The sequence below is a fragment of the Streptomyces sp. NPDC001851 genome (genome assembly GCF_040297165.1).
Classification (GTDB): Bacteria; Actinomycetota; Actinomycetes; order Streptomycetales; family Streptomycetaceae; genus Streptomyces.
Map to the genome: position 1 here is coordinate 211,393 of NZ_JBEOYR010000010.1, position 21,928 is coordinate 233,320.

Here is a 21,928-nt window from a genome sequence, read left to right on the forward strand (position 1 = left end):
CTAGCGCTTGTCCTTGCCGGGCAGGAACTCCTGCACCTTCGCCTTCAGCCCCTGCCTGACCATCGAGCCGCGGTCCGCGTCGCCCTTCAGGATCGACGCGGCCGTCGCCTCCATCTGCTCCCAGGTGGCATGCGGCGGGATCGGCGGTACGGCCGGGTCGGTGAGGAACTCGACCACCGCGGGCCCATCGGCCTGCAGGGCCGCCCGCCAGGCCGCCTCCACCTCCTCCGGCTTCTCCACCCGGATCCCGGTCAGACCCAGCGAGCGGGCGAACGCCGCGTACTGCACGTCCGGGATCTCCTGCGACGGCAGGAACGACGGAGCGCCCTGCATGGCCCGCATCTCCCAGGTCACCTGGTTCAGGTCCTGGTTGTTCCACACACCCACCACCAGCCGCGGATCCGACCAGCGGTCCCGGTACTTCGCCGCCGTGATCATCTCCGCGAGGCCGTTCATCTGCATCGCGCCATCACCCACCAGCGCGACCACCGGCCGGTCCGGATGCGCGAACTTCGCACCGATCGCGTACGGCACCCCCGGCCCCATCGTCGCCAGCGTCCCGGACAGCGAACCGCGCATGCCCGGCCGCATCGTGATGTGCCGCGCGTACCAGTTGGCGACCGAACCGGAGTCCGAGGTCAGGATCGCGTTGTCCGGCAGCAGCGGATCCAGCGCCCGCGCCACGTACTCCGGGTTGATCGGGTCGGCCGACAGGTGGGCCCGCCGGTCCATCGTCTCGTGCCAGCGCCGCACGTTCGCGCACACCGTGTCGTACCACTCGCGGCCGCCCCGGTCGGCGTTCAGCAACGGGATCAGCCGCCGCAGCGTCGCCTTCGCGTCCCCGACGAGGTTCACCTCGTACGGGAAACGCATCCCGATCATGTGCGGGTCGATGTCGATCTGCACCCCGCGCGCCTTGCCGAAGTCCGGCATGAACTGCGTGTACGGGAACGACGACCCGATCGTCAGCAGGGTGTCGCAGTCCCGCATCAGCTCGTACGACGGCCGGCTGCCCAGCAGCCCGATCGGCCCGGTCACGTACGGCAGCTCGTCACTGAGCACGTCCTTGCCGAGCAGCGCCTTCGCGACCCCCGCGCCGAGCAGCTCGGCGATCTCCTGCACCTCCGCGACCGCACCCGCGGCACCCTGCCCGATGAGGACGGCGACCTTGTCACCCTCGTTCAGCACATCCGCCGCACGGCGCAGCGCCTCGTCCGTCGGGGTCGCGGTGTAGTCGCTCATGCCCAGGCTGGAGGGCACCATCTTGAACTCGTGCGTCGGCGGCGAGTAGTCCAGCTCCTGCACATCGGCCGGGATGATCAGCGCCGTCGGGCAGCGCCGGGCGTACGCGGTGCGGATCGCCCGGTCCAGGACGTTCGGCAGCTGCTCCGGCACCGTCACCGTCTCCACGAAGTCCGAGGCGACGTCCTTGTACAGCGTGTGCAGGTCGACTTCCTGCTGGTAGGAGCCGCCCATCGCGGTCCGGTTGGTCTGGCCGACGATCGCCAGCAACGGCACATGGTCCAGCTTCGCGTCGTACATCCCGTTCAGCAGATGGATCGCGCCCGGACCCGACGTCGCCGCGCACACCCCGATACGGCCGCTGAACTTCGCGAACCCGACCGCCTCGAACGCGGACATCTCCTCGTGCCGGGCCTGGATGAACCGCGGCCGGTCCTCGGCACGTCCCCAGGCGGCGAGCAGCCCGTTGATGCCGTCGCCCGGATAGCCGAAGACCTGTTCCACGCCCCAAGCGCGCAAGCGCTCAAGGATGTGGTCGGAGACCTTGGTGCTCATGGAGGAACCTCCCGGTGAGGTGCGAAGCGGACGATCCGGTCAGCAGATACCGAGTCACCTGCGCGGGGCACGGAAAACCTCGGACCCCCGCGCAGGGCACGGAAAACCCCACCGACGCCGTCAGGGCGCGGGTCCGGAAACCCGCGGCCGGCACGGGTCACCCGGCCGGCCGTCCCCGTCCCGCGAATGGCGGCCGGCCGCGCGCGCCGCGGCGCCGCGGGGGCTGTGATGGCAGCGAGGGCACGCCGTGCCCCGTACCCGCGACACCGCCGGACAGCGCCACCGGCACCCGGGCCCGCGGCACCGCTCCACCGGTGTCCGGCGAACTGCCGCCGTACCGGCGCCGGACGCGCCGCCGTCCGTGCCGGACGTGCTGCCGTACCGGTGCCGGACGTGCTGCCGTCCCGGTGTCCGGCGTACCACCACCACCGCCGTCGACCGCCCGCCGTGCCCGCCGAGGAGCCCGACCCATGCGCCGCACCGCCCGTGCCCTGTCCATCGCCTTCATAGCCGGTGCCGCGCTCGCCCTGACCGGGCCCGCGGCACCCGCCGACCAGGCCGGCCCCGGCTCCGTGTCGTCGGCCCAGACCGCCGGCCCGGTGTCTCCGGCCCACTCCGCCGGCCTCCCGGCCTCGGCCCACACAGCTCGCCCGGTGTCCCCGGACCACACGGCCGCCGGCCTCCCGGCCTCGGCCCACGCGGCCGGGTCCGCCGTACCCGCTGCCGAGACCGGCCCCCGCACCGTGTCCCCCGTCGAGACCGCCGGCCCGGTGTCCCCGGCCCGCACCGCCGGCCTCCCGTCCCCGGCCCACGCGGTCGGGTCGGCCTTGCCCCCTGCCGAAGCCGGCCCCGGCCTCCCGTCCCCGGCCCAGACCGCCGGCCCCGTGTCCCCGGACCACACCGCCGGCCTCCCGACCGCGGCCCAGACCGCCGGCCCCGTGTCCCCGGACCACACCGTCGGCGGCGCCGACACCGGCCCGTGCCGGGAGAGCGAGCCCTGCGAGGAGGGCGACGGCGGCTGCCGCAGCCAGGAGGCCTGCGCGGGCCCGGACGGTACGGAGTGCAGGGCGGGGCAGGACTGCGGCGGCGGTACCGGCTGCGGGGCGGGCGAGGACTGCCAGGGCGGTGCGGGCTGCCGGGCGGGCGAGGACTGCCAGGGCGGTGCGGGCTGCAAGTCCGGGGACGCGTGCTCCGGCGGGAACACCTGCCGTGAGGGCGGCCGGTGCCACGATGACGGCGGCGACTGCACCGGCGGCGGAGACTGCTCCGACGACGGCCACAGCTGCGGCGGACCCGACGACCGGCAGGGCCACGACGCCGGCGGATGCGACCCGGCCACCGTTCAGCACGGAGTCGAAGCCGGCCAGGGAGGCACCTTCACCGACTCGGCCCCGGCCCTCGCCGGCGGCGCCGTCTTCATCGCCGCGGCCTGCGGCGGAGCCGGCTACCGCCTGTACGGCCGCCGGCGCACCCCCGCGGACCGGCCCACGGACGTGTGACCGGAGCAACCCCCGCCACTCCCATGGACGGCCGCCCGGCGGGTACACACCCTCACGAGGACACCGCAAGCGGCCCCCACACCAACCGGCACCCCACACCACGGACACACACCACACACCAGCCCACGACGACACAGCCCGCCCGGCCACACGGCACCCGACCGGGCGGCACCCGGCACCCGGACTGCGCGGAGGCGGACATGCGGCGGACGGACCCCGAAGGGCACGGCCCCGTCCGCTACGGCCCGCCCCTGCCCGGCGACGGACTGCCCGTACTCCCCGAACTCACCGCCGTACTCGCCGCCGCGGCGAGCCGCACCGACGCCCAGCCCGTCGGCGGCGCCCCCGCCCTCCTCGAAGCGGCCTGCGGCTACTGGACCCGGCGCGGCCTGCCCACCGTCCCCGACCAGGTGGCCGCCGGCCCCGGCGCCCCCGCCCTGCTGCTCGCCCTCACCTCCGCACTCGCCTCGGACGGCGGCGACGTCCTCGTCCCCCGCCCCTGCGCCGCCTGGTGGGCGCCGTACGCCCGGGTCCTGGGCCGGCCCGCCTACCACGTGCCCACACCCGCCGAGAGCGGCGGCGTCCCCGACCCCTACGCCCTGCTGGAGACCGTCCGCCGGGTCCGCGCCGAGGGCGGCGACCCCCGCCTGCTCGTGCTGTCCGTCGCCGACGACCCCACCGCCACCGTCGCCCCGCCCGAACTCCTCCACGAGACCGTCGAGGCCGCCACCGCCGAAGGACTGCACCTGGTCAGCGACGAGACCTGGCGCGACACCCTGCACCACCCCCACGACACCGTCCTGCTCAGCCCCGCCGAGATGCGGCCCGACCTGGTCACCGTCGTCACCGACCTCGCCGGATCCCTGCTGCCGCCCGGCTGGCCCGCCGCCGTCGCCCGCTTCCCGGCCACCGAACCCGGAGCGCACCTCCACGCGCGCGTGCTCGACATCCTCACCGCGCTCGGCGCCCGCATCGCCGCACCCGTCGCCGCGGCCGCCGGCTACGCCCTCGACGAACCCCCACCCGTCACCGAGCGCCGCGAAACGGTCGTACGCCTGCACGCGCGCGTGGCCGCCGCCGCCCACACCGCCGTCGTCGCCGCCGGCGCGCTCGCCCGCCCCCCGCAGGCCGGCCGCCACCTGTACGCCGACCTCGGCCCGCTGTGCGAACCCCTCGCCGCCCGAGGCGTCGGCGACGCACAGGAGCTGGAGGACCTCCTCACCGCCCGCCTCGGCATGCCCGCCCCCGGCGGCCACCGCTTCGGCGACGACCTCGGGGCGCTGCGCGTGCGCCTCGCCACGGGCCCCCTGCTCGGCGGCACGGACGAGGAACGCACGGAATGCCTCACCTCACCCGCGCCGCTGGAACTGCCCCACGTGCAACGCGCGTTGCTGTCCTTGACGGCGGTCCTCGACGATCTCCGCGACGACGCTCACCGACGGGAGCCTCCTCGATGACGCACCAGACGCATGAGCCCGAGACGCATGAGACCGCGACGACCGCGACGACCGCGCCTGGACCGGCCGTGACGACCACGACGGCGACCACGACGGCGACCACCACGGCGACCCTGACCACGTCGGCGGCCACGACCACGACGGCGACCACGACGCCGATGACGAACACGATGACCGCACACACCGGCGAAGCCCCCGAAACCGTCACGCCGGCCCCCCTGGCGCCGCCCTTTCCCCCGCTGGCCGAACCCCGCCCCCTCGGCGAACACCGCGTATGGCCCCGCACCTTCCACGACCGGCTCACCGCCCCCCTGCCCGGCCTCAAGGCCCTCGCCCGCTTCGCCCGCGAAGGCGCCGTACGCCCCGGCCCCGAAGGCCTCGCCGACATCACCCGGCTCCCCTGCGAGCCCGCCCCGCTGCCCCGCGTCGACACCCGCACCCTCGCCGTCACCTGGGCCGGACACGCCAGCTGGATCCTCCGGATCGGCGGCCTGACCGTCCTCACCGACCCCGTCTGGTCCCGCCGCATCCTCGGCACCCCCGCCCGCATCACCCCCGTCGGCGTCCCCTGGCAGAGCCTGCCGCGCATCGACGCCGTCGTCATCAGCCACAACCACTACGACCACCTCGACGCCCCCACACTGCGGCAACTCCCGCGGACCACCCCCGTCTTCGTACCGGCCGGCCTCGGCCGCTGGTTCCACCGCCGCCGCTTCACCTGCGTCACCGAACTGGACTGGTGGGAAGGCGCCGAACTGGCCGGCGTACGCTTCGACTTCGTCCCCGCCCACCACTGGTCCAAGCGCACCCTCACCGACACCTGCCACAGCCTCTGGGGCGGCTGGATCCTCACCGACGCCGACGGACAGCGCCTCTACTTCGCCGGCGACACCGGCTACGGCCACTGGTTCTCCCGCATCGGCCGCCGCTACCCCGGCATCGACCTCGCCCTCATGCCCATCGGCGCCTACGACCCCCGCTGGTGGCTCAGCGACGTCCACTGCGACCCCGAAGAAGCCGTCCAGGCCACCCTCGACACGGGCGCCCGCCGCATGGCCCCCATGCACTGGGGCACCTTCATCCTCTCGGCCGAGCCGGTCCTGGAACCGCTCACCAGGGTGCGGGCGGCTTGGGAGAGAGCGGGACTCGACAGAGAGGACCTGTGGGACCTGCCGGTCGGCGCTTCAAGGGTGCTGGAGCGCAGAACCCCGTAAGGACTCCGCGCCGGCCCCTCTTCGCCTCCTTCACGCGACTCCCCGAAGGCTACGGGCAGGAGTAGGGTCGGCGGCGAAACCGGAGGTGAGGGGGACACCATGGGACAACCGCGGGGCACCTCCCACACACCCGCACCCACGCCGGTACGGGTCATCGCCATCGCCAGCCTCACCCCCCTGGAAGAACTGGAAGCGGACCCCTTCCTCGTCGACTCCCGCAGCCAGCACGCCATGTGCGCCCGCTGGGCCGCCGAACGCGGATACGTCATCGCCCGGGAACTCCTCGCCGGCGGACTCCGCTTCGACCACTGCGCCCTGTGGGACGGCATCCGGCCCGGCGTGCACGTCTTCGTCGCACCCAGCCTGCGCGTACTCCGGCGCGCCGTGTCCTCCGTCGAGGCGTTCACCGCCGAGTGCGCCCGACGCGGCGTGCGGGTGGAAACCGTCGGGCGGGCCGAGCCGTCGTACGACGCGCAGATGAAAGCCCGCGTGCACCGCCGCCTGTCCATGCCGACGGCCGGCTACGACGGCCGCTAGGGCGTGCCTGGCGCCGCCAGGCAGACCGGAATGTGACGACAGACCCTAGTGAGGTACCGGGTGCCCACGGCACCGCGTGCGAAGAGCCAGGATGTGATCGGATAGAGGAGCACAAGACCCCGGAACCGGGATCCGACGGAAAGGAATCATCGTGGCCACCACGCGCACCGCGCACACGGTCTGGGAAGGCAACCTCCTTGAGGGCGACGGCGTCGTCACCTTCGACTCCTCCGGCATCGGCGAGCAGCCGGTCACCTGGGCCTCGCGTTCCCAGGACGCGAACGGGAAGACCAGCCCCGAGGAGCTGATCGCCGGTGCTCACTCCAGCTGCTTCTCCATGGCTCTCTCCCACGCCCTGGCCGGCGCCGGCACCCCGCCCACCCGCCTGGAGACCAAGGCCGACGTGACCTTCCAGCCGGGCGAGGGCATCACCGGCATCCACCTCACCGTGCGCGGCGAGGTGCCGGGCCTGGACGCCGAGGGCTTCGCCTCGGCCGCCGAGGACGCCAAGAAGAACTGCCCGGTCAGCCAGGCCCTGACCGGTACGACCATCACGCTGACGGCCGAGCTGGCCTGAGGCCTCGTACGACCCCGGATGCCGCGTCCCGCAGGGGGCGCGGCATCGCCGTTCCCGGGGAACCCGGGCATTGACAGCGTCGCAGGCACGTCATGTCCTGGGAGAGCGGCAGGCGCCCGGGCGGAAGGGAACGGACCATGACACGTGCGGTCGGGATCGATCTCGGGACGACGAACTCGGTGGTGGCCGTCCTGGAGGGCGGCGAGCCCACCGTCGTCACCAACGCGGAGGGCGCGCGGACCACGCCGTCCGTGGTGGCGTTCGCGAAGAACGGCGAGGTGCTGGTGGGCGAGGTCGCCAAACGGCAGGCCGTGACGAACGTGGAGCGCACCGCCCGCTCGGTGAAACGCCACATGGGCGACGCCGGCTGGCGCTTCCCGGAACAGGGCTCGATCGACGGCACCCGCCTGCGCGCGCAGGAGCTGTCCGCGCGGGTGCTGCAGAAACTGAAGCGGGACGCGGAGGCCTACCTCGGCGAGGACGTCACGGACGCGGTGATCACCGTACCCGCGTACTTCGACGACACCCAGCGGCAGGCCACCAAGGAGGCCGGGGAGATCGCGGGCCTCAAGGTCCTGCGGATCATCAACGAGCCGACCGCCGCCGCCCTCGCCTACGGCCTGGACCGCGGCGAGGAACAGACCGTGCTGGTCTTCGACCTCGGCGGCGGCACCTTCGACGTGTCCCTGCTGGAGATCGGCGACGGCGTCATCGAGGTGAAGGCCACCAACGGCGACACCCACCTCGGCGGCGACGACTGGGACCAGCGGATCGTCGAGCATCTGGTGAAGCGGTTCAAGGGGAGCTACGGCATCGACCTCGCCGCCGACAAGATGGCGGTGCAGCGGCTGCGGGAAGCCGCCGAGAAAGCCAAGATCGAACTGTCGTCGTCCTCGGAGACGACCATCAACCTGCCCTACATCACCGCCTCCGCCGAGGGCCCGCTGCACCTGGACGAGAAACTGACCCGGGCGCAGTTCCAGGAGCTGACCGCCGACCTGCTCGACCGGTGCAAGCAGCCCTTCCACCAGGCCGTCCAGGACGCCGGGATCGAACTGGCCGCGATCGACCACGTCATCCTCGTCGGCGGCTCCACCCGGATGCCCGCCGTCACCGACCTGGTCCGCGACCTCACCGGCAAGGACCCGCACAAGGGCGTCAACCCCGACGAGGTGGTCGCCGTCGGCGCCGCCCTCCAGGCCGGCGTCCTGCGCGGCGACGTCAAGGACGTACTCCTCCTCGACGTCACCCCGCTGTCCCTCGGCATCGAGACCAAGGGCGGCATCATGACCAAACTGATCGAACGCAACACCACGATCCCCACCCGCCGTTCGGAGATCTTCACCACCGCCACCGACAACCAGCCCTCGGTCGGCATCCAGGTCTACCAGGGCGAACGCGAGATCGCCGCCTACAACAAGAAGCTCGGCGTCTTCGACCTCACCGGACTGCCGCCCGCCCCGCGCGGCGTCCCGCAGATCGAGGTCGCCTTCGACATCGACGCCAACGGGATCATGCACGTCTCCGCCAAGGACCTCGCCACCGGGCGCGAGCAGAAGATGACCGTCACCGGCGGCTCCGCCCTGCCCAAGGACGACATCGACCGCATGATGCGGGAGGCGGAACAGTACGCCGAGGAGGACCGCAAACGCCGCGAGGCCGCCGAGACCCGCAACCAGGCCGAGCAACTCGTCTACCAGACCGAGAAGTTCCTCCGTGACAACCCCGACCGCGTCCCCGCCGACACGCGCGGCGAGGTCGAGACGGCCGTCGCGGAACTGAAAACCCTGCTGGAACAGAACGCCGACACCACCGCCCTGCGCACCGGGGTGGAGAAACTCGCCACCGTCAGCCAGAAGATGGGGCAGGCCATGTACGCAGCCTCCTCCTCCTCCTCCTCCGCCGCCTCCGCCGACGGCGGACCGGCCACGGAACACGGCTCCGCCACCGACGAGGAGGGCGTGGTGGACGCCGAGATCGTGGACGAGGACAAGGACGAGAAGGGAGGCGCGGCCTGACTCCGGTATGCGGCAGACGGAACGGCCGCCGACGGAATACAGGAGTCGGAATACAGGAGTCGGAATACAGGAGACGGAATGCTGCAGGCGGAGTACAGGAGACGGAATGCCGTAGCCGGTATGCAGCAGACTGTATGCGGCCGATTGTATGCGTTGGACTGTGTGCAGCCGGCACGATCAGCAGCATGCCGGTCAGGGGACGTCACAGGGCCCGAGGGGGGCAAGCGTCACAGTCTCCTGCGGAACTCCCGCAGCAGGGTCCGCGTGCGCTGCGCCGACGCCGCCCGCGCCGTCATGTGGTCCAGAACCTCCAGATGCGCGGCGACCTCACGGCGGGAGTCCAGGTAGAGGGCGCCGGTCAGGTATTCGGTGAACACCATGTCCGGCAGCTCCGGTTCGGCGAACCGGAACAGCGTGAACGGCGCGTACGTCCCCGGATGCGGGCCCGCCGCGAACTCGGCGAGCTGCAGCGTGACCCGGTCCCGCTCGGCGTACTCCAGCAGCCGGTCCAGCTGCGCGCGCATCACCTCGCCGCGCGTGCTCACCGGACGCCTGAGCACCGTCTCGTCCATGATCACCCACAGGTGCGGCGGGTCGTCCCGGTCCAGCAGCCGCTGCCGTTCCATGCGCAGCGACACATGCCGTTCCACGGTCTGCGGCGAGGTCTGCCCGATCGTCCCGGCCTGAAGCACCGCCCGTGCGTAGTCCTCGGTCTGCAGCAGGCCGGGGACGAAGTGCGGCTCGTAGGAGCGGATGATCCGGGCGGCGCCCTCCAGACTGACGTACAGGCTGAACCAGTCCGGGAGCACGTCGTGGAACCGCTGCCACCAGCCCGGCTGGTTCGCCTCCTCGGCCAGCCGCACGAAGGCGTCCGCCTCCTCCTCGGCCACCCCGTAGGTGTCCAGCAGCACCTGCACGTACGGGATCTTCAGCGAGACCTCGGCCATCTCCATCCGCCGTACGGTGGCGGGCGCCACCCGGAGCACCCGGGCGGCCTCCTCGCGGCCCAGGCCCGCCGCCTCGCGCAGCTCCTGCAGCCGCTTGCCGAGCACCACCTGGCCGACGGTGGGCGCAGCCCGCCGTTCACTCACGCCACGCCCTCCCCTTACGCGCCGAAGTACCCGGGCAGTCTGCCATGCGATCTGCTCTCGCACACCGGTCCGATGAGGATCCGGGCGGCGGGGGAGGCGTCAACCGGCCAGCGTGTGCAGGTACTTGGCGGTCGCCGGGTCCGCCGGCAGGAACGTCTCGATGGCGAGTTCGGCGACCGTGACGTCCATCGGCGTGTTGAACGTCGAGATCGACGACACGAACGACAGGACCCGGCCGCCGACTTCGATGCGCAGCGGCAGCGCGAAGTACGCGACAGGCTCCTCCGCCTCGTCGGCCGGCGCCTCCTCGTGCGGCACCGGGTAGGCCGCCACCTCCTCGTACAGGGCGCGCAGCCGCTCCGAGCGCTCCAGGGCGATCTGCCGCTCCATCTGCGCCAGCAGATGCCCGCGCCACTCGCGCAGATTGCGGATGCGCGGCGCCAGCCCCTGCGGGTGCAGGGTCAGCCGCATCGCGTTCGGCGCCGGGCTCAGCAGCGTCTCCGGCACACCGTCCAGCAGCATCGCGATGCCCCGGTTCGCGGCGACGACCGTATACCCGGCGTCGACCACCAGCGCCGGGTAGGGCTCGTAACCCTGGATCAGGCGCTCCATGCCGTCGCGCAACGCGCCGAGCGCCGGGTCGTCCAGCGGGGTCTCCGGATAGCGCGGGGCGTAACCGGCCGCCAGCAGCAGGGAGTTGCGCTCGCGCACCGGCACGTCCAGATGCTCGGCGAGCCGCAGCACCATCTCCTCGCTCGGCCGCGACCGGCCGGTCTCGATGAAACTGATGTGCCGGGCCGAGGAGTCGGCGCGCAGCGCCAGCTCCAGCTGGGAGATCCGGCGCCGCTCCCGCCAGGCCCGCAGCAGCGGACCGACACCCTTGCCGGAAGCGGCTGAGGCGGCTGAGGCGGCTGAAGCGGCCGGGGCGGCTGGAGCACCTGGGGCGGTGGAGGACGCGGCGGGGCCGGAAGCGACAATGGTCATGCATCCGACCGTAGTCGAGGAGTCGCGGAGTCACCCATGAACCAGCCGTGGTCGAAGCCGTGGCAGATCCCGTCCCCCTCGGCGTCCCTTCAGACCGGGGCCGTGTACCGGGCCCGGGTCCGCGGCTGTCTCCTCGGCGGCGCACTCGGTGACGCCCTCGGCTACCCCGTGGAGTTCGCCTCCCTGGACCGCATCCGCACCGCGCACGGCCGGCACGGCGTCACCGGCCTCGTGCCCGGCGCGCAGGGCGCCGTCGGCCTGATCAGCGACGACACACAGATGACCCTGTTCACCGTCGAGGCCCTCATCCAGGCGCACGCCCGGGAGCGCGAGAAGGGCATCGGCGGCGCCTGGCCGCTGCTGCTGCGCCAGGCGTACGAGCGCTGGCTGGAGACCCAGTCCAAGCCGGGCCCGCCGCAGCCCGGATCGCCGCAGCCGGCACCGTCGCATCCCGGCGGCCTGGTCACCGAGGCCTGGCTGTACGCCCGCCGCGCCCCGGGCAACGCCTGCCTGTCCGGCATCGCCCAGACGTACGCGCCCGACCCCGCACTGCCGCTCGACGGCACACCGGGCGAGGTCAACCCCGACTCCAAGGGCTGCGGCACGGTGATGCGCTCGGCCCCCTTCGGCCTGGTCGCCCCCGCCGACACGGCCTTCGCCATGGCCGCGCGCGGCGCCCAGATCACCCACGGCCACCCCACCGGCTACTACGCGGCGGGCGCCCTCGCCGCGATCGTGGCCCACCTGGTCGCCGGGGACTCCCTGGAGGGCGCGGTGCTGCGCACGCTGCGGCTGCTGGAACGGCACCGCGGACACACCGAGACGACGGCCGCCCTGCGCGCCGCCCTCGACCTCGCCGCCGACGGGGCACCGGCGGCCGAGAAGGTGGAGTCCCTCGGCGCGGGCTGGGTCGCCGAGGAGGCCCTCGCGATCGGCGTCTACTGCGCGCTCGCCGAGCCCGTCGCCGTACGGGCCCTGCTGCTGGCCGTCAACCACTCGGGCGACAGCGACTCCACCGGCTCGATCTGCGGCAATCTGCTGGGCGCCCGGTACGGCGACACCGGCCTGCCGCACAACTGGGTGGCACAGGTGGAGGGCCGGGCCAGGATCGCCGCGCTCGCCGACGACCTCGCGGCGGAGTGCGCGCCCGGCTGACGGAGAGTGCGCGGGCGGCCGGCGTGGCAGGCTGATTGCGTACCCCTCGTCACCGCCCCCGAAGGGAGACCCGGCCATGGCCGTCGAACCGCTGTCGCAGAAGGAGATCGAGGACCGGCTCGCCGAACTGCCCGGCTGGTCGGTGGAGTCCGGCCGGCTCACCCGCTCCTACCGCCTCGGCTCGCATGTCGCGGCGGCGGCGTTGGTCATGCACATCGCCGCCGTCCAGGACGAGCTGGACCACCACTCCGACCTCGGCCTCGGCTACAACACCGTCTCCCTCAGCGTGCACACCCACAGCGCCGGCGGTGTCGTCACCGAGAAGGACTTCGGTCTCGCCCGCAGGGTGGAGGACATCGCCCCAGGTCACGGCGCACACTGACGGGCGTGCTCGACTACGAGAAAGAAGCGGACGCCTACGACGCGTCCCGGGGCGGCGAAGCCCGCGCGGCAGCGGCCACCGAGGCGGTCCTCGGCCTGATCCCCGATGGCCCGGGCCATCTCCTCGACGTGGCCTGCGGCACCGGCATAGTCACCCGCCGGCTGGCCGCCGGCCGCCCCGCGCTGCGGGTGACGGGCGTGGACCTCACCCCGGCCATGGTCCGCATGGCGGGGGCCCGGCTGCCGGGTGCGGTCGTCCGGGCCGACAGCCGCCGCCTGCCCTTCGGCACCGGCACGTGCCACGCGGTCACCAGCATCTGGCTGCTGCACCTGCTGGAGGACGCCGACGACGTCCGCGCCATCGTCGCCGAGTGCGCCCGCGTGCTGCGACCCGGCGGGGTCTACGTCACCACGGTCGACAAGGCCGCCGCGCACGACGTCGGCAGCGACATCGACGCGGTCCTCGCCTCCCGCCCGCACCGCCCCGCCCAGGACGCCGCCGCCACCGTCACCGCGCACGCCGTCCGGTACGGGCTGCGGCCGGCCGGCGACGCCGTGTTCCCCGGGATCGGCCAGGGCCGCAGCCCTCGCAGCACCATCGCCGACCTGCGCCGCGGCTGGTTCACCCGGCTGCCACCGGGCGATCCCCGCACCGAGGACTTCGCCACCCGCCTGAGCCGGCTGCCGGACCAGGACCGCCCCCGGCCCGACCCGGTGTTCGCGCTGCGCGCCTACCGCAAGCCGGTGGCGGACGGAGAGGCGGAAGCCGCGACCGCGCCCTGAACGGGGCGACTGGGCCACGATCCGCTCCCGCGTGAAGCCGAAGCCCACGGAGGGGGCCGGGATGACGTGACGACCGGGCGGCCCCCTGTGCAGGTGGGGACCGCCCGGTTCCTGTGTGACCCCGTCGCCGGTGACGGAGCCGTGCACGCGGAGCGTCAGCGGGGACTATTCGAGGAGCTCCGCGTACGACCCCATGGCCAGGGCGATGTCCGCCTGGGCCCAGAAGCGGTGGTAGGTGAAGACGGGTGCGCCGCCGCCCTTGAGGTAGGTCTCGATCTTCGACCAGGACGGGTCGTTCTTGTAGAAGGACCTGAGCGAGGTGAAGGTGGACGAGGAGTTGATCGCGTCGCCGTTCGGCATGGTCCCGGTCCAGCCGTTGGGGACGTACACCGCGTCACCGAAGCGGCTGTAGTCGGTGCGGGTCTCGGGGACGGCGATGCCCAGACCGTCCTGGTAGTTGCTCCACATGCCGTCCAGCAGCGCCTTCGCCGTCGACTTGGCCGTCGCGTCACCGGACTTGGCGCCGTAGTAGGTCAGCGTCTTGGCGTACGCGGCCGCCACGCCGACGTCGTCGGTGTAGTCGGCGACGGTGACGTGAAGGCCGGTGTTGCTGCCGGGGCTTGACGGGTTCCAGGTGTCGGGCTGCCCCGACCACTGGAGGGTGGACGGTATCCGGTAGGTGCCGTCCGGGTTGATCGTGGTCCGGGACAGCGCCCACTTCACCCACTTGTCCAGAACGGCCTTCGCCGTCGCGTTCCCGGTCTGCTGGTAGTACTCGGCGACCCGTTCCATCGACCAGGCCTGGAATCCGAACCACTGGTTCGAGGGCGGGTCGTGGTAGACGGGCTGCCAGTCGTAGTACATGCCGTAGAAGGTCGGCGTCCCGGCCGGCGGGGCGGCGTAGCGGCCCTGCCAGCTGTTGGTCGCGCCGCCCGCGATCGCCCCCTCGGACGACTGCAGCCACTGGTAGAACTCCAGCTGCCGCTGCAGGGACTTGGCCCAGTCCGTGGCCCCCGTGGCCGACTTCGGCTTCAGGTCGGCGTAACTGCTGAGCGCATACGCCGCGAGGGGGTTCTGGTAGCCGCCGTGGACATGGCTGGAGCCGATCCGCCAGGCCCAGCCCGCGCTGGAGTCGGTGGCGCCGCCCCAGGCGTAGTACCAGGACAGCAGGTAGTGCGAGGCGTCCTTGCCGGTGCCGGCCGCACAGGCCGAGGCCCCCACACAGTTGCCGATCTTCTTGAAGTACTTGTCGTACATCGCATACCGCAGGTAGTCGCCCATCTTCGCGGCCTTGGCGACCGTCGCGGAGACGTCACCGCCCTTTCCCTGCTGCTTGGCCCACACGTCCGCCCAGTACGCCGCCTGCACGGCGCGGGCGTCCGCGTCGGGGGCGTCGGTGTACTTCCACTGCCTGGCATAGGAGTTGTCGCCGGTGAACAGGTCCAGGTAGCCGTTCTTGCCTCCGTACTTGAAGGCGTCACAGGTCGGCTGCGGGATCGTCTCCCACACCGACTCCTGCGGGCCGCGCTGGAAGGTGTTCAGATACGACGGGCCGCTCGCCGCCGGGCCGCCCTCGCAGGTGCCGCCCGGCGTGTCGCCGTATCCGTAGACATTGTCGACGTCCTCGATCCAGTGCATACCGTATACGTCGTCCGTACCGTATGCAGTCTTCAGTTCACCGGCTATGGGATCCGATCCCACGGACACCGACGTGTCCAGCTTCGCCGGATACTGGTCGGGGGTGTCCTGCTCGGGTGCGTACGTCGCCGGCTTGGAGGCGTTGTAGAAGGAGTTCGCCGGCTGGTCGGCGTGCGTGGGGATCATGTACTTCTCCATCAGGGCCCACGCGCCGTTGAACTTCGACCAGTCGCCGGTGACCTTGCCGTACATCGCCTGCAGCCACAGCAGATAGCTGTACGCCTCGGACGTGGTCTCGTGGCCGTAGTCCGGGGCCTCGACGATCAGTGTCTCCACCGAGTGGTACGGGATGCCCTCGGGGGAGAAGTAGCCGTTCGCCGGGTTCGTGATCTTCCCGTACAGGTCCAGGAACCGGGTGTCGTACGTCTTCGACGCGGGCAGTTCCGTGACGGTGACCGTCGCCTTGGTGTGGCCGGCGGCCGAGGCGGTGAAGGTCGCCGAACCGGTGCCCGAGGAGTCGGCCGTCACGGTCACCGTCTGCGCGGTGTTCCAGTTCGACGGTGTGAAGGTGAGGGAGGAACCGCCGGTCACGGACAGGCCGGTGATGCCGTCCGTGCGGGCCACGCTCACCGTCACGTTCGCGCTCGGCTGCGTCGACAGCTTCACACCGAAGGTGCCCGACGTGCCCTGCCGAACGCCCAGTTGGGCCGGCGAGGCCACGACCGTCGGCCCGGAGGCGACCGTGATGCCCACCGGAGCGGACTCGGCGGACGCGCCCAGGCTGTCGTACGCCTTCGCCACCAGCGAATGACTGCCCACGGTCAAACTTGAGGCGGAGAGCGTGTACGGCGCGCTCGTGTCCGTCCCCAGCAGCGTGGTGTCGTCGTAGAACTCCACCTTGCTGATGGACGCGTGGTCTGCCGCCGCCGCGGTCGCCGCGAGCGGCACGGCGTCCCCTTGTGTATACACCGCGCCCGCGCTCGGGCTGGTCAGCACCGTCACCGGCGGCTGGTGCGCCCCGGTGCAGGCCGTGCCGTTGACGGTGAAGGAAGCGGGAGCGGTGTTGGTGCCGCTGTAGCTGAACTGGGCGCCGGTGGAGACGGCGGCGCCCGCGGCGATGGTCGCGTTGTACGCGGCGTTCTTGACGGTGACCGTCCCGCCCGACTGGGACCAGGTGCCACTCCAGCCGTTCGACAGCGTCTGGTTGCCCGTGTAGGCGTAACTCAGCGTCCAGCCGTCGATCGCATCCGTGCCGCGGTTGGTGACGGTGAGGTCGGCGGTGAAGCCGGAGCCCCAGTCGTTGGTCTTGTAGTCGACGCTGCACTGCACGGACGCCGCGTGCGCGGTCGTCGTACCGGTGGCGAGCAACGACAGGGGCAGGGCGAACGCGGCCGCCACGGCGGTCCACAGCCGCCGCGCGGCTCTGTGTCTGCGTCCGGGATCCATGTGCTGGTTCCTCCTTGCGGCTTGCCGTGCGGGAGAAGTCAAGGCCTGAACCAGTGGGAGCGCTCCCATAGTGAGGACGGCCCTGTGAACCGTCAAGGTGTTCCAAGAATCGAAAAGATTCGACGGCCGCCGCTGGGGAAAAGTCAGCAACTTCCCTGGGCAACCCTGCCACTTGGCGCTACCTTCCTTCGCACCAGTGGGAGCGATTCCAGTCAGTCGGCGCGTCCGCCACGGCGCGCCCAGCTGCAAGGAGTCGCTCATGCGACACCCCCCGCGTTCAGTACTTTTAACTGCCGCCGGTGCGGTCGCGCTCGTCGGGAGCGTGCTCGTCCCGGTGGTGTCGGCCCACGGAGCCGCCCCCGCCTGCACCGTCGAGTACACCGTCACCAACCAGTGGGCGGGCGGCTTCCAGGGGTCGGTCAGCATCACCAACCACCAGGCGGCACTGGCCGGTTGGACACTCACCTTCGACTTCCCCGGCGGCCAGAAGGTCACCCGGGGCTGGAACGCCGAGTGGTCCCAGTCGGGCACCACCGTGACCGCCGGAAACGAGAGCTACAACGGTTCGCTCGGCACCGGCGCCAGCGTCAGCGCCGGATTCCTCGCCTCCTGGCCGGGGTCCAATGTGGCGCCCACCGTATTCAAACTCAACGGCACCCCCTGCAATGTCGACCCGGGGCCGACGACACCCCCGCCCACCGACCCGCCGCCCGCGAACGGCACCGCACCCGCCCTGCACGTGTCCGGCACCAAGCTCGTGGACGCCGGCGGCAAGCCCCGGCGGCTGCTCGGCGTCAACCGCTCCGGCGGCGAGTTCATGTGCGTCCAGGGCCACGGCATCTGGGACGGCCCGGTCGACGACGCGGCGATCAAGGCGATCGCCGACTGGAAGGCCAACGCGGTCCGCATCCCGCTCAACGAGGAGTGCTGGCTGGGCCTTTCCGGTATCAAGCCCGAGTACGGCGGCACCCGCTACATCAACGCCGTCAAGGACCTGGTGACCCGCGTCGAAGCGCACGGCATGACGCCGGTCCTCGACCTCCACTGGTCCTACGGCCAGTACACCGGGAACTCGGCCGGCTGCCCCGACGTGCACGCCACCTGCCAGAAGCCGATGCCCGACCTGCAGTACAGCCCGTCGTTCTGGGCGTCGGTGGCGAGCACCTTCAAGGACGACCCGGCGCCGGTGTTCGACCTGTTCAACGAGCCCTACCCGGACCGGGCGACCGGCAGCGTCACGGACGCCTGGACGTGCTGGCGGGATGGCGGGACCTGTCCCGGGATCCCGTACGAGGTCGCCGGTATGCAGGATCTCGTCGACAGTATCCGAGGTGCCGGCGCGAAGAACGTCATCATGGCCGGCGGGCTGGCGTATGCAAACGACCTCAGTCAGTGGACTGCATACAAACCCACCGACCCGGCCGGCAATCTCGCCGCCGCCTACCACGTCTACAACTTCAACGCCTGCGCGAGCGCGAGCTGCTGGAACTCCACCCTCGCCCCGGTCGCCGCGCAGGTGCCCCTGATCGCCGGCGAGACCGGCGAGAACACCTGCTCACACGGATTCGTCGACCAGGTCATGAAGTGGTTCGACGACCGGGACCTGTCCTACCTGGGCTGGACCTGGAACACCTGGGACTGCTCCTCGGGACCGTCCCTGATCTCCGCCTACGACGGCACACCCACCGCGTACGGCGTCGGGCTGCGCGACCGTCTGCGCGCCCTCAACCCGTAGACCCACGGAAGACAGAAGGAACCCGCACTCATGACTCGTACCAGAACACCGCTGCTCGCCGCCCTGGCCCTGGTCGCCGGAGCCTCCGGGACGGCGCTCACCGCCGCACCCGCCTCGGCCGCGGCCGCCGCCGTCCCCTGCACCGTCGACTACAAGGTGCAGAACCAGTGGGACACCGGTTTCACCGCGGCCGTCACCGTCACCAACAACGCGGCGGCGAAGTCCGGCTGGTCGGTGAAGTGGTCGTACGCCGGCAACCAGAAGGTCACCAGCGGCTGGAACGCGAAGATCAGCCAGAGCGGCACCGCCGTCACCGCGGCCAACGAGAGCTACAACGGAACTCTGGCCACGGGGAGTTCGGTCAGCTTCGGCTTCAACGGCTCCTACAGCGGCAGCAACGCCGTGCCCGCCACGTTCACGCTCGACGGTGTCACCTGCAACGTCGACGACGGCAGCAGCGGGGGCGGCGGCGGGGGAGGCGGAACCGGCGGCGGGGGCGGCAGTGCCGGAGGCCGCGTCGACAACCCCTACTCCGGCGCCAAGGTCTATGTGAACCCGGAGTGGTCGGCGAACGCGGCCGCCGAACCGGGCGGCAGCCGCGTCTCCGGCCAGCCGACGGGTGTCTGGCTGGACCGCATCGCCGCGATCAGGGGCGTGAACGGCGGCATGGGCCTGCGCGACCATCTGGACGCGGCCCTCGCGCAGAAGGGCAGCGGGGACGAGGTCGTCCAGCTGGTCATCTACGACCTGCCCGGACGTGACTGCTCGGCGCTGGCCTCCAACGGCGAACTCGGTCCGACCGAGATCGACAAGTACCGGACGCAGTTCATCGACCCGATCGCGGCGATCCTGTCCGACCCCAAGTACGCCTCGCTGCGGATCGTCACCACCATCGAGCTCGACTCGCTGCCCAACCTCGTCACCAACACGGGCAGCCGGGCCACCGCCACACCCCAGTGCGACACCATGCTCGCCAACGGAAACTACGTGAAGGGCGTCGGCTACGCCCTCGCCAAGCTCGGCGCCGTCCCGAACGTCTACAACTACCTCGACGCCGGCCACCACGGCTGGCTCGGCTGGGACGACAACTTCGGCGCCGCCGCGAACCTGTTCAAGCAGGCGGCGACCAGTGAAGGGGCGACTGTGGACGATGTACAGGGCTTCATCACCAACACGGCGAACTACAGCGCCCTGAAGGAGGACAACTTCACGGTCGACGACACGGTCAACGGCACCTCGGTGCGTCAGTCGAAGTGGGTCGACTGGAACCGTTACGCCGACGAGCTGTCCTTCGCCCAGGCCTTCCGCAACGAGCTGGTCTCGGTCGGCTTCAACCCGGGCATCGGCATGCTGATCGACACCTCCCGCAACGGCTGGGGCGGCACCGCGCGCCCGACCGGACCCGGACCGAGGACCAGCGTGGACGCCTATGTCGACGGCGGCCGTTACGACCGCCGGGTCCACGTCGGCAACTGGTGCAACCAGGCCGGCGCCGGCCTCGGCGAACGCCCGCAGGCCAACCCGGCCCCCGGGATCGACGCCTATGTGTGGATGAAGCCCCCGGGTGAGTCCGACGGCTCCAGCTCCGCGGTCCCGAACGACGAGGGCAAGGGCTTCGACCGGATGTGCGACCCGACGTACACGGGCAACGTCCGCAACAACTACCACATGTCCGGTGCCCTGCCGAACGCGCCGCTGGCCGGGCACTGGTTCTCCGCCGAGTTCCAGCAGCTGATGCAGAACGCCTACCCGCCGCTGTCGTGACTCCGGCGCGGTGAACGTCCGCCGGGGCCCTGCCGTCAGCGGCCGAGGCCCCGGCGGATCGCCTGCTCCACCGGCGAGTACGCCCCGTCGGGCCGGTCCAGCTGGTACGGCACCGCCGGTTCCAGCGGCGGCTGCGCCATGAAGCGGGGCCGGGTGCCGTGGTGCGGCTGGGCCGCGTGGACCAGGAAGGGGTGACAGAGGTAGACGTCGCCGGGGCTGCCGGTGGCGTACACGAGCGGGCGGTGCGCAGAGGCCTGCACCAGCTGCGGCGCGATCTCCAGGCCCGACACCCCGGCCTCGCCGTACGGCTCCAGCAGCGGGGGCACGTCCAGGTGCGAGCCGACCCGGATCCGGGTCGGGGCATCCGCCTCGGTGACCTCGCTGAACAGGAACAGCATCAGCAGCGCGCGGTCCCTGGAGCGCAGGTTGGTGAAGTACCACTGCTCGCCCTCGGGGAGATAGCTGCCTTCGATGTGCCAGCCCGCGTCGTCCGGCTCGACCGGGTGCGGGAAGCGCAGCGGAAAGGTGCCCAGCGAATACCGCGGCTGCCACCGGCCCTCGCCGACGAGCAGGTCGAACGCCTCGTGCAGGACGGGCGAGTTGGCGGCTGCCGCGAACGGCCCCTGGGCCATGCCGCTCAGCCGGACCACCGGTTCCTTCCAGGTGCCCGGGTCGTCCGCGTCGTACCCGGTCTCCCGCCACAGCAGCCGGGTGCAGTCCGCGGCGACACGCGGCGGGAAGGCGCCTTCGATCTTCACGAAGCCGTCGGTGAGGAAGCGTGTCACAAGGTCGTCGTTCACGGGCCCCATGCTGGCCGCCCGGCCGCTCCCGCGCATCCCGTTTTCTGCGGAGCGTTTTTGCCGCATCGGCAAGGAAGGTGGCACCGCCCCCGTGCGCCGTCGCAGGCTGGCCGCATCCGAGCGAGAGGCTGACCACCATGGCACACGACCACCCCACCCCCCACGGACAGCACGCCCACGCCCACGCCCACGGCCATGGCCACGGAGGCGACACCGACTGGGCCGCCATGGCGGCGCTGCTGGAGGCGGAGGCCGAGGTGTTCGGTCCGGCCTACGCCCGGGCCCTGGCCTGGCTGGCGAAGGAGGTGACCGAGCCCGGTCTGGTCGTGGACGCGGGCAGCGGACCCGGGGTCATCGCCTGCCTGATCGCGGAGACGTTCCCCGGCGCGCGGGTGGTGGCCGCCGACGGTTCCGCGCCCCTGCTGGAGCGCGCCCGCGCCCGCGCCGCCCGCCAGGGCGTCGCCGACCGCTTCGACACCCTCGCCGGGGAACTGCCCGGAGTCCTGGCCGAGTTGGACTATCCGGCGGACCTGCTGTGGGCCAGCCGCAGCCTGCACCACCTCGGCGACCAGAAGACCGCGCTCGCCGCGTTCGCCGCCCGGCTCGCACCCGGCGGCACGCTGGCCGTCCTGGAGGGCGGCCTGCCCGCCCGCTACCTGCCCCGCGAGATCGGCTTCGGCCGTCCCGGACTGCAGGCCCGCATCGACGCGGCCCAGGAGGACCGCTTCGCCCGGATGCGCGCCGAGCTGCCCGGCGCGGTCGCCGCGACCGAGGACTGGGCCGCCCTGCTGGCCGCGGCGGGCCTGAAGCACACGGGCACCCGCAGCTTCCTCCTCGACGTGCCCGCCCCCGTCCCGGACCGGGCCCGCGCCTTCGTCGTCGCCGCCCTGGCCCGGGCCCGGGAGGCCCACGCCGACGTCCTGGACGCCGACGACCTCGCCACCCTCGACCGTCTCCTGGACCCCGCCGATCCCGGCAGCGCCCACCGGCGTCCCGACGTGTTCGTCCTGGCGGCCCACACGGTGCACCGGGCGGTACGGCCCGTGTGACGA

17 protein-coding genes are annotated in these 21,928 nt (G+C 72.0%); 12 read left to right on the forward strand and 5 right to left on the reverse strand.

Translation table 11 applies throughout. The features are described 5' to 3' along the window. Positions 1 to 1,797 (reverse strand): thiamine pyrophosphate-requiring protein, encoded by a 1,797-nt coding sequence (locus tag ABT171_RS17300; protein ID WP_351244502.1) that lies wholly within the window; start codon positions 1,795 to 1,797, stop codon positions 1 to 3. 470 nt (positions 1,798 to 2,267) lie between these two features. Between ABT171_RS17300 and ABT171_RS17305 the strand changes: the two genes are divergently transcribed. The 6 genes from ABT171_RS17305 (at position 2,268) to dnaK (ending at position 9,099) form a co-directional block, all read left to right on the forward strand. Continuing rightward, positions 2,268 to 3,296 carry a hypothetical protein gene (locus tag ABT171_RS17305; RefSeq protein ID WP_351244504.1) on the forward strand — a complete coding sequence of 343 codons (1,029 nt, stop codon included), beginning with the start codon at positions 2,268 to 2,270 and terminating at the stop codon, positions 3,294 to 3,296. A 200-nt stretch (positions 3,297 to 3,496) separates the two neighbouring features. Beyond that, positions 3,497 to 4,753: an aminotransferase class I/II-fold pyridoxal phosphate-dependent enzyme gene (locus ABT171_RS17310; protein ID WP_351244506.1), complete on the forward strand. Its 1,257-nt coding sequence runs from the start codon at positions 3,497 to 3,499 to the stop codon at positions 4,751 to 4,753. A gap of 170 nt (positions 4,754 to 4,923) precedes the next feature. Beyond that, positions 4,924 to 5,967: an MBL fold metallo-hydrolase gene (locus ABT171_RS17315; protein ID WP_351244629.1), complete on the forward strand. Its 1,044-nt coding sequence runs from the start codon at positions 4,924 to 4,926 to the stop codon at positions 5,965 to 5,967. Positions 5,968 to 6,066: 99 nt separating this feature from the next. Continuing rightward, positions 6,067 to 6,504 carry a hypothetical protein gene (locus ABT171_RS17320; protein ID WP_351244507.1) on the forward strand — a complete coding sequence of 146 codons (438 nt, stop codon included), beginning with the start codon at positions 6,067 to 6,069 and terminating at the stop codon, positions 6,502 to 6,504. A 151-nt stretch (positions 6,505 to 6,655) separates the two neighbouring features. After that, positions 6,656 to 7,081, forward strand: coding sequence for an OsmC family protein (locus ABT171_RS17325; RefSeq protein WP_351244508.1), 426 nt, complete (start codon positions 6,656 to 6,658; stop codon positions 7,079 to 7,081). A gap of 137 nt (positions 7,082 to 7,218) precedes the next feature. Beyond that, positions 7,219 to 9,099, forward strand: coding sequence for a molecular chaperone DnaK (gene dnaK, locus ABT171_RS17330; protein WP_351244510.1), 1,881 nt, complete (start codon positions 7,219 to 7,221; stop codon positions 9,097 to 9,099). A 227-nt stretch (positions 9,100 to 9,326) separates the two neighbouring features. Here dnaK and ABT171_RS17335 read toward each other — a convergent pair whose 3' ends face one another. Both ABT171_RS17335 and ABT171_RS17340 read right to left on the reverse strand, forming a co-directional pair. Next, on the reverse strand, positions 9,327 to 10,190 hold the full coding sequence (locus ABT171_RS17335) for a Sco1979 family transcriptional regulator (protein WP_351244512.1): 864 nt from the start codon (positions 10,188 to 10,190) through the stop codon (positions 9,327 to 9,329). Between the two features lie 99 nt (positions 10,191 to 10,289). Next, positions 10,290 to 11,174: a helix-turn-helix domain-containing protein gene (locus tag ABT171_RS17340; protein ID WP_351244513.1), complete on the reverse strand. Its 885-nt coding sequence runs from the start codon at positions 11,172 to 11,174 to the stop codon at positions 10,290 to 10,292. 36 nt (positions 11,175 to 11,210) lie between these two features. Between ABT171_RS17340 and ABT171_RS17345 the strand changes: the two genes are divergently transcribed. The 3 genes from ABT171_RS17345 to ABT171_RS17355 all read left to right on the forward strand — a co-directional run bounded on the left by ABT171_RS17345 (position 11,211) and on the right by ABT171_RS17355 (position 13,493). Further along, positions 11,211 to 12,329: an ADP-ribosylglycohydrolase family protein gene (locus tag ABT171_RS17345; RefSeq protein WP_351244515.1), complete on the forward strand. Its 1,119-nt coding sequence runs from the start codon at positions 11,211 to 11,213 to the stop codon at positions 12,327 to 12,329. A gap of 76 nt (positions 12,330 to 12,405) precedes the next feature. Then, positions 12,406 to 12,711 carry a 4a-hydroxytetrahydrobiopterin dehydratase gene (locus tag ABT171_RS17350; RefSeq protein ID WP_351244517.1) on the forward strand — a complete coding sequence of 102 codons (306 nt, stop codon included), beginning with the start codon at positions 12,406 to 12,408 and terminating at the stop codon, positions 12,709 to 12,711. A gap of 5 nt (positions 12,712 to 12,716) precedes the next feature. After that, positions 12,717 to 13,493: a class I SAM-dependent methyltransferase gene (locus ABT171_RS17355; RefSeq protein WP_351244519.1), complete on the forward strand. Its 777-nt coding sequence runs from the start codon at positions 12,717 to 12,719 to the stop codon at positions 13,491 to 13,493. A gap of 165 nt (positions 13,494 to 13,658) precedes the next feature. On the opposite strand, the gene ABT171_RS17360 is transcribed toward ABT171_RS17355, so the two are convergent. After that, positions 13,659 to 16,577, reverse strand: coding sequence for a glycoside hydrolase family 48 protein (locus tag ABT171_RS17360; RefSeq protein ID WP_351244521.1), 2,919 nt, complete (start codon positions 16,575 to 16,577; stop codon positions 13,659 to 13,661). A gap of 259 nt (positions 16,578 to 16,836) precedes the next feature. On the opposite strand from ABT171_RS17360, the gene ABT171_RS17365 reads away from it, so the two are divergent. Together ABT171_RS17365 and ABT171_RS17370 are read left to right on the forward strand one after the other, a co-directional pair. Next, positions 16,837 to 18,312, forward strand: coding sequence for a cellulose binding domain-containing protein (locus tag ABT171_RS17365; protein WP_351244523.1), 1,476 nt, complete (start codon positions 16,837 to 16,839; stop codon positions 18,310 to 18,312). Positions 18,313 to 18,342: 30 nt separating this feature from the next. Continuing rightward, a complete protein-coding gene (locus ABT171_RS17370; RefSeq protein WP_351244525.1) occupies positions 18,343 to 20,076 on the forward strand; it encodes a glycoside hydrolase family 6 protein in 1,734 nt (577 codons plus the stop codon). 35 nt (positions 20,077 to 20,111) lie between these two features. Here the strand turns inward: ABT171_RS17370 and ABT171_RS17375 are convergent, their stop codons facing one another. Further along, positions 20,112 to 20,885, reverse strand: a complete 774-nt coding sequence (locus tag ABT171_RS17375; RefSeq protein ID WP_351244527.1) for a phytanoyl-CoA dioxygenase family protein — start codon at positions 20,883 to 20,885, stop codon at positions 20,112 to 20,114. 128 nt (positions 20,886 to 21,013) lie between these two features. On the opposite strand from ABT171_RS17375, the gene ABT171_RS17380 reads away from it, so the two are divergent. Continuing rightward, positions 21,014 to 21,925 carry a class I SAM-dependent methyltransferase gene (locus ABT171_RS17380; RefSeq protein ID WP_351244529.1) on the forward strand — a complete coding sequence of 304 codons (912 nt, stop codon included), beginning with the start codon at positions 21,014 to 21,016 and terminating at the stop codon, positions 21,923 to 21,925. Positions 21,926 to 21,928 lie beyond the last annotated feature (3 nt).